11 protein-coding genes and 1 pseudogene are annotated in these 10835 nt (G+C 72.7%); 8 read left to right on the forward strand and 4 right to left on the reverse strand.

Annotation, left to right across the window (positions count from 1 at the left end):
* The 3 genes from ACXJKL_RS07275 to ACXJKL_RS07285 all read left to right on the forward strand — a co-directional run.
* Window positions 1–734: hypothetical protein (locus tag ACXJKL_RS07275; protein WP_457206392.1), on the forward strand; the 734-nt coding region annotated here is incomplete at its 5' end.
* A gap of 47 nt (window positions 735–781) precedes the next feature.
* The gene (locus tag ACXJKL_RS07280) at window positions 782–1636 is read left to right on the forward strand and encodes an MOSC domain-containing protein (RefSeq protein WP_457206393.1); all 855 of its coding nucleotides are present in this window, start codon (window positions 782–784) and stop codon (window positions 1634–1636) included.
* Window positions 1637–1675: 39 nt separating this feature from the next.
* The gene (locus ACXJKL_RS07285) at window positions 1676–2584 is read left to right on the forward strand and encodes a lanthionine synthetase LanC family protein (RefSeq protein WP_457206394.1); all 909 of its coding nucleotides are present in this window, start codon (window positions 1676–1678) and stop codon (window positions 2582–2584) included.
* Here the strand turns inward: ACXJKL_RS07285 and ACXJKL_RS07290 are convergent.
* Window positions 2562–4103, reverse strand: a complete 1542-nt coding sequence (locus tag ACXJKL_RS07290) for a hypothetical protein (protein ID WP_457206395.1) — start codon at window positions 4101–4103, stop codon at window positions 2562–2564. The two genes, ACXJKL_RS07285 and ACXJKL_RS07290, sit on opposite strands and share 23 nt — an antisense overlap.
* A gap of 63 nt (window positions 4104–4166) precedes the next feature.
* Between ACXJKL_RS07290 and ACXJKL_RS07295 the strand changes: the two are divergent.
* Window positions 4167–4893, forward strand: a pseudogene (locus ACXJKL_RS07295) (IS30 family transposase); the annotation flags it as partial.
* 30 nt (window positions 4894–4923) lie between these two features.
* Here the strand turns inward: ACXJKL_RS07295 and ACXJKL_RS07300 are convergent.
* Window positions 4924–5505 carry a hypothetical protein gene (locus ACXJKL_RS07300; protein ID WP_457206396.1) on the reverse strand — a complete coding sequence of 194 codons (582 nt, stop codon included), beginning with the start codon at window positions 5503–5505 and terminating at the stop codon, window positions 4924–4926.
* Window positions 5506–5510: 5 nt separating this feature from the next.
* A complete protein-coding gene (locus tag ACXJKL_RS07305) occupies window positions 5511–6470 on the reverse strand; it encodes an alpha/beta fold hydrolase (protein ID WP_457206397.1) in 960 nt (319 codons plus the stop codon).
* 189 nt (window positions 6471–6659) lie between these two features.
* Here ACXJKL_RS07305 and ACXJKL_RS07310 point away from each other — a divergent pair, with 189 nt between their 5' ends.
* Window positions 6660–8411, forward strand: a complete 1752-nt coding sequence (locus ACXJKL_RS07310; protein WP_457206398.1) for a phosphatase PAP2 family protein — start codon at window positions 6660–6662, stop codon at window positions 8409–8411.
* The gene (locus ACXJKL_RS07315; RefSeq protein ID WP_457206399.1) at window positions 8408–9427 is read left to right on the forward strand and encodes a phosphatase PAP2 family protein; all 1020 of its coding nucleotides are present in this window, start codon (window positions 8408–8410) and stop codon (window positions 9425–9427) included. Before ACXJKL_RS07310 ends, ACXJKL_RS07315 begins: the two co-directional genes overlap by 4 nt.
* Here ACXJKL_RS07315 and ACXJKL_RS07320 read toward each other — a convergent pair.
* Window positions 9373–9756 carry a hypothetical protein gene (locus tag ACXJKL_RS07320; protein WP_457206400.1) on the reverse strand — a complete coding sequence of 128 codons (384 nt, stop codon included), beginning with the start codon at window positions 9754–9756 and terminating at the stop codon, window positions 9373–9375. The two genes, ACXJKL_RS07315 and ACXJKL_RS07320, sit on opposite strands and share 55 nt — an antisense overlap.
* A 167-nt stretch (window positions 9757–9923) precedes the next feature.
* Here ACXJKL_RS07320 and ACXJKL_RS07325 point away from each other — a divergent pair, with 167 nt between their 5' ends.
* Window positions 9924–10355 carry a DUF7144 family membrane protein gene (locus tag ACXJKL_RS07325; protein WP_457206401.1) on the forward strand — a complete coding sequence of 144 codons (432 nt, stop codon included), beginning with the start codon at window positions 9924–9926 and terminating at the stop codon, window positions 10353–10355.
* A 21-nt stretch (window positions 10356–10376) separates the two neighbouring features.
* The coding region (locus ACXJKL_RS07330) for a hypothetical protein (protein ID WP_457206402.1) at window positions 10377–10835 on the forward strand (459 nt) is incomplete at its 3' end.

Below are 10835 nucleotides of genomic sequence, written 5' to 3' on the forward strand. Positions count from 1 at the left end.
TCCTCTGGTCGCCGGCCGGGACCGCGGTCCTCGCGCGGTTCGCGGGCGGTGGTCAGGGAGGGAGGCCGCACACCCGGCTGCTCGACGTCTCGTCCGGCGTGCTCACCGCGGTCGGCGGCGGGGCGCCCGCCGGCTTCCTCACCGCCTCGGAGGTGGTGACCGTCGGAGAGGTCGTGGAGGACGGCGTGACCACGGGCCTGGTCGCGACCACGACGGACGTGGGGAGCGGGGTGACGAGCGCCATGCCCCTGCGCCTGGCCGAGCCGTGGCGCGGTCACCCGGACGCCGTCCTGGAGGCGAGCGTCTCGCCGGGCGGGACCCTCGCGCTGGTCGAGGCCGCGTCGGGACGGCGTCCCGACGTGACGCTGCGGCTCTTCTCGCTGACCGACGGCACCGAGCTCGCACCGCGCAGCGTCCGTGACTGGGACGGCTGCTCGCCGTCCTGGCTCGGCGACGACCCGGTGCTCCCGACCGCCACCCCGGGCTTCCGGGGCTCGCTCGCCGCCGGCGCGGAGCTCGCCACCGAGGACGGATCGCGGCCCCTCGTCGCGGTGCACCACCGGATGCAGTCCTCATGCCTCCAGCTGACGGCCGACGCCCTGGAAGCGGGTCCGCACCGGGCACTCCTCGGCACCTCCACGGCACTGTGGACGTGGTACTGGTGGCAGCTGCTGCTCGTCGCGTCGCTCGCACTGCTCGCGCTCGCGCTGGTCGTCCGGCGCTGGAGACGATGACCGGTGACGCCCGCCCGCCGTGCCGCTGTCGGTGACAGGGTGGCGGCATGCACGTCGCGAGGATCGGGTTCACACCGCTGAAGGGCGGCCGACACCTGACGCACGACTCGGTGTCGCTCGCCGGGGGCAGACCGGTGGGGGACCGGGCCTTCTGCCTGGTCGACCGCGCCGGGGACCGGTGCCTCCGGACGGTCGAGAACCCCACGATGCTCCGGACGTGTGCCACCTGGGACGGAGCGGTGCTGACTGCGGAGCTGCCCGCAGACACCGTGGTCGGCGCGCCGGTGCCGACCGGTGAGGTCCTCCGGGTCGACTACTGGGGGCGGGTCGTGCCGGTGGAGGTCGTGGACGGCCCGTGGGCCGCGGCGTACTCGGCCCATCTCGGTCGCGAGGTCGTGCTGACCCGCAGCGCGCCGGGCGATGTCGTGTACGGCGGCTCGGTCACGCTGGTCACGAGCGCCTCGCTCGACCGCCTGGCCGACGAGGTCGGCGCGCCCGTCGACGGAGCCCGGTTCCGCGCCACGTTCCAGCTGGCCGGTGACGAGCTGTCCCCCCACGCGGAGGATCGCTGGGTCGGGCGGCGGTTGCGGATCGGCACCGCCGAGGTGCGGGTCCGGGGCCTCGTCCCGCGCTGCGCCGTGATCGACCTCGACCCCGCGTCGGGGGTCCGCGACCTGGACCTCCTGAAGGCGCTCGCCCGCCACCGGCGCAGGGACGGTGAGGTGGCCTTCGGCGTCGACGCCGAGATCACCCGGGCCGGGGACGTCGGGACCGGCGATCCGGCCCGTGCTGTCCGAGATACGGCTCGCCCGACCGTGGACCGGGGAGTGCTCGCCCTCGGAGAGCCCGGGGCCGACGCGGTGGTAGGTCGTCTCCTCGACATCTCGACCCCCGACGGCTGAGCCACCCCGTTCGTCGGACCGCCGACGTACGACGCGGGCGTGCGCATCAGCGACGCGACGCTCGGCACGGCCGGGGTGCTGCTCGGCGCGGTGTGGGCCCATCGGCGCGGAGTACCCGGCGCCGACGAGCTGGCGGGCCACGCGGCAGACGTCCTGCTGGCCGACGTCGAGGAGACCGAGGACGGGTCACGCTGGCTCTTCGTCCCGCGCCGCTTCCGGGAGAGCCCGCCGACCGAGATGCCCGGGTGGTCACACGGCCAGGCCGGGATCTGCGCGGCGTTGGCCGTGGCCGGCGCCGAGCTCGGACGACGGGACCTGGTGACCGCGGCGCACGGCGGCGCCGAGCGGCTGGTCGCCCTCGCGGACACCCGGGACGGCGGCTTCCTGGTGCCGCACTACGTCCCGCCGATGGACACGGGGGAGGACCCGGTGACGTTCGGGTGGTGCCACGGAGCCTCGGGCACCTCGCAGGTCTTCGCCGCCCTCGAGCACGCCGGCGTCCGGGACATCGCCGGGGAGCGGCCACGCCGCTGGGAGCGAGCCGCCTGGCGGTCGGTGTGGTCCGCGGGTGTTCCCGAGCGGCTACGCCCCGGCTTCTGGGACAACGACGGTCGCTGCTGCGGCACGGCCGGAGTCGGCGACCTCGTCCTCGACCTCTGGCAGCGTGGCCGTGCCGACGAGGACCTCGAGCACGCCGTCGTCCTCGCCGATGCCCTCCTCGAGCGTGCCTGCGGCTCGGGCCCGCACCGGTGGTGGCGGTTCGTCGAGCACCGTGCCGAGGACCCCCTGTTGCCACCTGGCGTGGGGTGGATGCAGGGTGCGGCCGGCATCGCCGCCTACCTCTTCCGGCTGGSACGCCTCCTCGAGCAGGGCGTCGAGGCGCCGATGGTCCAGCGCCCCGACAACTGGTGGTGCGCCGTCACGGCTACGCCACGGGCACCCGGATGAGCGGCACGCCGTCGACGACCAACCGGACCCCGGGCAGGTAGATCTCGACGCCGGGCGGGGCGGTGAGGATGAGGTCGGCCTGGGCGTCGTCGAGTCGGTGGGTCCCGGTGTGGTCCACGAGGAAGCTGAGCCCGTGGGGGGTCTGCCACAGGTGTCGGCCGGGGCCGACGGTCCGGCAGCGGTAGCCCCCGTGGGYCTTCCAGCGGTGGTGGCGTCGCCTGAGGGGGCCGCTGTTGTGGGGGCCGGTCTGGCCGGGTGGCCCATGCGTGTCGTAGGAGGTGCTGTGGTCGAAGTCGACCTGGTCCCGGGTCGCGGTGCGGGGGCTGTAGGGGAACACGTCGCCGCCGGTCTGGGTCCAGACGTGGTCCTTGAGGGGGTCGGAGTGCTCGTAGGCGTCGGCGCGGCGGCGCTCGCGCAGGTCCATGACGGGGAGGACGGTGACGTCGGCGTGACCGAGGAGGTCGGCGAGCTGGGCGACGTCGACGGGGCCGACGCCCTCGACGCGGGCGACCCCGGTGCGGGTGCGGAGCGCGGTGTCGGTGACGTGGACGAAGAGCCGTCCGCGTCCGCGGAGGGACGCGAGCCGGCGGGTGGTGAGGCCGCAGAGGCGCTCGATGGTGGCGTCGAGGTGCTCGGGTGCCCACACCGGCCGCTCGCGTGGCTCGGTCTCGGTGGGCGGTTCGGTCTCGCCGGTCTCGGGGTCGGGGAGGTCGAGGTCGTCCTCGTCCTCATCGCTCTCCGGGTAGGTATGGGTGAGGAGGAGCTGGAGGAGGTCGACGGGACGGGCGAGCCAGCCCAGGGCCAGGGAGCGGAGCTCGTCGTGGTTGTGGTCGTGGCCGTGGGTGGCGGCGAGGATGTCCGCGACGCGGTCGACCATGGCGTCGATCCAGGTGGCATCGCCGGCGGTGACGCGGGCGATGACGTGGCGGTAGCCGTACTCGTCGGCGCGAGAGAGACGGACGTAGCGCTCGTGGCGGATCCGCTCGCGTTCGGCGGCGTGGGTCTCGGGGTCGGCGGCGATGATCTTGGCCCGCGCGATCGAGATCACGGTGGAGGGGGCGTGGCCGGAGATGGCCCGGGCGACGGCGCGATCCACCACACCGATGGTGTCGGCCAGCAGCGGTCGGGACATGGCCGCGACCCTGCGGGCCACCCACGGCTCGCACCGGCCCGCGGCGACGACGGCCCAGGTGCGGGGCAGGCGGTGGATGAGGTCGAGGGTGTCGGCGATCAGGGCCCGTGCGGTCAGGGCATGGGTCTCCTGAGCCATCGCGAGCTCGGCCAGCGCATACTCCCGCATGTCGGGGGTGCCGTCTCCGCCGGGCTGGATCATCGGGTCCCGCTCGTCACGTGCCGTGCCCTGCAGGACCGCCCACTGAGCGGCCAGCAGCATCTCGTCGACCTCGGCCAGACGCCGCCCCCGGCGCCGCTCGGTGGCCGCGTCGAGCAGCGACCGCTCGTCGAGGTCCTCCAGTCCCGGCACGGACCGGGACTCGGCGGACGACGACGGAGAGGACATACCCCCATTCTCGCCCGAACACATATTCGAATCAAGGCAACAATGGGGGATGTGGAGAACCTGGCGAACTGGTCGCCGGAACAGATCGCGGCGATGCTGCCGGTGTTGTTCCCACGCGATCTGAGAGCGGGTGTCGCACGAGACGATCTACCAGTCGCTGTCGTCCAGACCAAGGGCGAGCTCAAGCGCGAGCTGAGCGCGCACCTGCGCACCCAACGGCAGCGCCGCATGGCCCAGACCGGTGGCGCCAAGCGCGTCACGCTCGGGATCACCGAGGACATCCGGATCTCGCAGTGCCCGGCTGATGTCGAGGATCGTGCTGTGCCCGGGCACTGGGAGGCGACCTGCTGCTCGGCGGCACGGGCAAGGGGGCGGTGATTACGCTGGTGGAGCGGTCATCGCGGTTCGTGCTCCTCGCACCACTGCCGGGTCGCCACACCGCGGAGATCGCTCGGATGAACTGACTGAGACGATCGCGACCCTGCCGCTGGAGCTACGCAAGTCGATCACTTGGGACCGCGGCTCCGAGGTGGTGGCCCAGCACGCCCGGTTCAAGACCGAGACCGGCATCCCGATCTATTTCTGCGACCCACAGTCACCGTGGTAGCGCGGCACCAACGAGAACACCAACGGGCTCCTTCGCCGGCCCAAGGGCGCCGATCTACGTCAGCTCACCACCACCGAGTACGACCAGGTCGCCCTGCAATTCAACACCCGGCCCCGCAAGACCCTGGAATGGCAGACTCCCGGCCAAGCCCTCAACAAGAGGCTCGTTGCAACAACTGGTTGAGTTCGCGCATGCGACAGTTCGCGACGCGATTCAGTCGTGACGCCCGGCGAGCACGAGGCCTGCGCGCCATCCCGGTGCCCGACCTCCCCGCGGCGGCACGATCGGGTCCATGTCGTGGCCCGCAGAGGCGAGCAGCCACGCGACGGCTGAGTTGGAGTTCCACATCTCGCCCGTCCGCAGCTCGTCACGCCCCCATGTCAACACCGGTAGGTCCGGGAGCGCCGTCAGCACGGCTCTCACCACCGTCGGGTCGGACGTGGTCCGTACCGGGCTGTCCACCGCCTGGGCAACGTCCGGGATGAGGCCGCCCGGCCAGCAGCGCATCTCGTACCTGAAGGCGCGCAACCGCCCGAGCCACCTCGACCCGACCGGCCCTTCGAGGACGACGCCACGATCCACGTCCGGGACGTTCCAGACGGGGCCCATCTCGACCGCGTAGGTGCTGCCGGCGCGGCGCACCATCAGGCCGCAGTGGTACAGCTCCGCGGGCAGGCGGTGGTCCCGCCTGGCCGCCAGCCACTCGTAGACCCGGCCGTTCCAGCGCACCACGTGACCGCCGGCCCCGAGCGGGAGCCAGTACAGGTCCACCGATGCCTCTCCGGCGTCGTCCACGGCCATCACCCGCCACCCACCCCAGCACCCTTCGGCCCCTCCACCTCTGCCAGCGCCCGCTGGGCGATCCGGAAGGCGGTGGTGGCGTCCGGGACGCCGCAGTAGAGGGCGGTCTGCAGGATGAGCTCGGTGATCTCCTCGGTCGTGACGCCGTTGCTGCGGGCGGCCAGCACCTGCAGGGCGAGCTCCTCGTGGTGGCCGCGGGCGACGAGTGCGGTGAGGGTGATCAGGTAACGGCTGCGCCGGTCGAGGCCGGGGCGGGTCCAGATGCCGCCGCCCCGGGCGTACTCGGTGACGAACTCCTGGAGCTCCCGGGCCAGGTCCGCGGCGCCTTCGGGCTCCTCGCCCAGGAAGTGCCGTCGCAGGAGCGTCGCGACCTCGGCGGGGGCCTCGGCCGGCGCCAGGTGCGCGACCCCGGACAGCTCGGCGTACGTCCCGTCGCCCACGCCGTCGCCGATCTCGCTGAGCCGGTCGCGCACGTCGAAGGAGGCTAGCGCGGCGCAGACCTGCACGTACCCCTCCTCGTCGGCCTCCTGCAGCTGACCGATGCAGCCGCTCCACGTCGCCTCGTCGCCGATCCTCGCCCCGGTGCCGAGCAGGGCGGCGGCCGCGACCCGCTCGGGGCGGTCGAGGAGGAGCTGGAGCCCCACGGCGCCGCCCACCGAGTCGCCGGCGTAGAGGAACCGTGCCCCGGCCTCGCCCCGCTCGGCGAGCACGTCGTCGACCACCCGCAGCACGCCCTCGGCGAGCTCGGCCATGGTGAACGGCTCGTCGGGGACGGTCCGGTTGTGGCCGTGGCCGGGCAGGTCCCAGGCGAGCAGGTCGAAGGCGTCGGTGAGCTCGGCGGCGCACGCGGTCCACAGGGTCGTCGCGGACGTGCCGAGCGACGGCCCGAGCACCAGCAGGGGGAGCTCGGTGCGGTTCCGCGCGCCGGTCAGGCGCACGGCGGTGATGCTGGGGATCACGGGATCTCCTCGGGTCGGACCGTCGGTTCGGGGTGGGGGCGGGGGCGGTCAACGGTGCTGTCCGCCCTGGGCGCCAGTGTCGCGGATGCCGGGGAYACGCACGTCGACGTACCTGCCCGAGGGCTTCACGGGGTGACCCATCGCCCACGGGTGAGGTCCCGCGGAGCCCTCGCTGGCAGGATGACGCCCATGCCCGGGGACTCCCACGCCACGACAGCGTCCGCCGACCCCGATGTCCGACCGTGGTACAGCGCCTACGGGCTGCAGGTCGTCCTCGCGCTCGGCCTGTTCGGCGCCGCGGTGCTGATCGCCCGGATCCAGCACCTGCCCGTCCGCGACCCGGACGACTCGATCGTGGGTCCGTCCTACGTCCGGCTCCCGCTCCTCGCGGTGGCGTGCTTCCTGGTCGACGTCGCCGCGCGTGCCCTGCACGGCGGCGGGGTCGCCGGGTGGAGGTCGCGCGTCCCGGCGATCGTGCGGGAGCGGTGGAGCGCACCGCGGGTGCGCCTCGTGCTGATCGGCATGGGCAGCTGGTACCTGGCCTACGTCGGGTTCCGCAACCTCAAGAGCTACGTGCCGTTCGTGCGACCGCACATGCTCGACGACGAGCTGCTGCGCCTCGACCGGAGCCTGGCCCTGGGCCACGACCCGGCCACGGTGCTGCACGACCTGATGGGCACCGGCTTCGCGGCCCACCTGATGTCCCTGACGTACGTCGCGTGGATCGTGTTCCTCACCGTCTCCCTGGTGATCGCGCTGTTCTGGACCAGCAACATCGACACCGCCTGCTGGTACGTCACGGCCGTCGCGGTCAACTGGGTGCTGGGCGTCTCCATCTACTACCTGGTGCCCTCCACCGGCCCGATCTACGCGCGCCCCGACCTCTTCGCGGACCTGCCCGAGACCCAGGTGACCCACATCGCGCAGAGCTGGCTGTCCGACCGCACCGACATGCTCGCGGACCCGTTCGGGACCGACGCCCTGCAGACCATCGCGGCGTTCGCGTCGCTGCACGTGTCGGTCATGGTCACCGCGTCCCTGATCGCGATGATGATCGGCCTGCGGCCGCTGTGGATCCAGTGGGGGCTGTGGGTGTTCCTCGTGCTCAACGTCCTGGCCACGGTCTACCTGGGCTGGCACTACCTCGTCGACGTGTTCGGCGGCGTGGRGATCGGGGTGGCCGCGGTGTGGATCGCGGCGTGGGGCACCGGCAACCGGCACCGGCTCCCGCGCATCCTGCCGACCCGCCCGGCCGATGCCGACGTGCTGGGCTCCTCCGCCGAGGAGCCCGACCGCCGGGTCCCCGCCGCGGGCGGCGTGCGCCCCGAGCGCGAGCGGTTCTGGACGTGGCCGACGGTCGTGACCGTCGGGCGGACCGTCGGCGCGCTGGCCCTGGTCGCCCTGGCCTTCCACGGACGCTCGCTGGGCCTGATGCTCGCCGCGCTGGCMGTCTACTGGACCGGCGACATCCTGGATGGCTGGCTGGCCCGACGCCTGGACCAGGAGACCCGGATCGGTGCCGTCGCGGACATCGTCTGCGACCGGCTGTCCGCGGTCCCGATCTATGTCGGACTGGCCTGGCTGGACAGCACCCTCGCGCTCCCGGTGGCGGTCTACGTCGTCGAGTTCCTCGTCGTCGACCTGCTGCTCTCGCTGACGTTCCTGGCCTGGCCGCTGGTCAGCCCCAACTACTTCTACCTGGTGGACCACCGGATCTGGGCCCTCAACTGGTCGCCGCTCGCCAAGACCGTCAACGGAGCCCTCTTCGTCGGTGTCCTCCTCCTCACCGGGAACGTCGCGATCGCGACCGCGTTCGCCCTGGCGCTGCTGCTCCTCAAGGGCGCGTCCCTGGCGTGGGTGCTGGCTCGGACGATGCCCGCCGCCACGCCGGGGCTCCCGGTCCGAGCCCGCACCCCGTCGTCGGCCCGGACGGCCCCGTGAGCCTGCCGGACCCGCAGGACCGCTGGTGGGTGGTCCGGGTGTGGGTGGTCGTGGCGCTGTTCGCGATCGTCACGGTGTGGGCCTCGTACGCCGTGGGGGTGCCGGTCAGGGACCCGCACGGCGCGTGGCTGCCGCGGCGCCTCGCGATCACGCTGGTCCTGCTCGTGGTGCTCGCCGGGGTGGATGCCGCGGTCCGAGCCGGTCGCGCGGGGTGGACGCCCCGGAGGGCCGTCACCGTGCTGCGCGAGCGGTGGACGCGGCGGCGGGTGGTCCTGGCCGCGACCGGGCTGCTGGCCTACCACCTGGTGTACCTGAGCTACCACAACCTCAAGAGCTGGGTCGTCTTCCGCGAGCCCCGGGACGCCATGCTCCAGCGGTGGGACGAGTGGCTGTTCCTGGGTCACACGCCCGCCGTGCTCCTGCACGACCTGCTCGGCCAGCACGTCGCGGCGTACGTGCTGACGTGGTGGTACGTGTCCTTCTCGACCGTGGTGACGTTCGCGCTCGTCGCGTCGCTGGCCTTCACCGACCGGGTCCGGCAGGGCTACGTGTACCTCAGCTCGGCGATGTGGGTGTGGATCCTGGGGGTCGGCGCCTACTACCTGATCCCGTCGCTCGGCCCGTTCAGCCACGCCCCCGAGGACTTCGCCGGCCTGGCCAGGACGATGAACCAGGACACGCAGGCGCGCTACCTCATCCAGCGCGTCGTCCTGCTGGCCGACCCGCAGGCACACGGCGCGACGGCGCAGGTCGCGGCCTTCGCGAGCCTGCACGTCGCTGTCGTCCTGATGATCCTGCTGATGGCGCGCTACTACGGCCTCCGCAGGATCTCGCGGGTGCTGGGGGTGTACCTCGCGGGCACCCTGGTGGCCACCGTCTACCTCGGCTGGCACTTCGTCGTCGACCTCGTCGGTGGGGTCGCCATCGCGTACGCCGCCGTGGCCCTCGGCCGCCGGACGATCTACCCGCGGCGGGCCGGGGTCAGGACCACGACGAGCGCCCCGGTCGCCAGGTAGACCACCTGCAGGACGTGGAACGCCCGGATGGACGCGATCTCCCCGATGATCCAGACGACCATCACGGTGCCCGCCAGGATGCTGGCGAGCGGCCACCCGTCGACGTTCTTCGCCTGGGCGATGGCGGCGACCAGGGCGGACCCGCCGACGACGGCCATCAGGATCACGCCGGGGAGGTAGCTGCTGGGGAAGTCGGTCGCGCGGATCCACGACGCCTGCTCGGGGATCCACCCCGTCATCAGGGCGAGGCCGCCCCCGACGGCACTCAGGCCGTTGAGGACGAGCAGGCCGAACAGGACCCTGCTGCTGCGAGTCGGGAACGGGTGCATGGCTGCCTCCTCGGACCGTGGCGACGCTAGGCCGGATCCCGGCCCCGGGACAGGGTCGAAGTGCCCTCGGGTGCCCGCCCGGCGTCCGCCCTCACCCCTCGGGGGTGATCCGGAGGGGCCGCGGCGGTGCCACCGTGGCCGGACAGTCCGGTGAGAGGAGATCCGCCATGGCCACCCAGTCGACCCGCGCGAACAGCCAGCAGGACGAGGACAAGGAGCCCAGGTTCTGGAACGGGATGATCGCCTTCGCGGCCTTCATGTTCCTGCTGGTCGGGGGCTTCCACTTCATCGGCGGCCTGGTCGGCCTGTTCGAGGACGACCAGTACCTGGTCGGGGACTCCGAGCTCCTGATCCAGACCAACTACCGGTGGTGGGCACTCGCCCACATGCTCCTCGCCGTTGCGATGTGGGTGACCGGGTACGCCCTGTTCTTCCGCCGCACCTGGGCGCGTTCGGTCGCGGTCGCGGTCGCCGGCATCAGCGCGGTGACGAACCTGGCGTTCCTGTCGGCCAACCCCTGGTGGTTCTCGCTGATGTTCGCGCTGGACATCCTGGTGATCTACGCCGTGACCGTGCACGGCGGTCCGGAGGACGGCTGACGGGGCTGATACACCTGAGCCGTGACGTACTCCGCCCGTCGGCTCCTGATGCTGCTGCTCGGCTGCGTCGTGCTCGGTGTCGGGGTCGCGCTGTTCCTCACCGCCGACCTGGGCTCGGACGGCTACTCCACCCTGGTCAACGGCATCGCGCTCAGGACCGGGCTGGACTTCTGGGTCGCCAACCTGGCGGTGGGAGTCGTGCTCGTCGCGCTGGCCGCCGTACGACGCGTGCGGCCCGGTGTCGGCACGGTCGTCCAGGTGGTCGTCGTCGGGGTCACCGTGTCCGTGCTCCTCGGGTCGCTCGACGCCCCCGGTGATCCGGGACCGCGCCTGCTCCTGCTGGCCGGCGCGTTCCCCGTGCTGGCCGTGGGGATCGCGGTGTACCTGGGCAGCCACACCGGCGCCGGACCGGCGGAGGCGGCAGCGCTGGCATGGGACCCACCCGTGCCGTTCCGGTGGAGCTACAGCGCGGTCCAGGGC

It is taken from the genome of Nocardioides sp. P5_C9_2 (assembly GCF_054049555.1).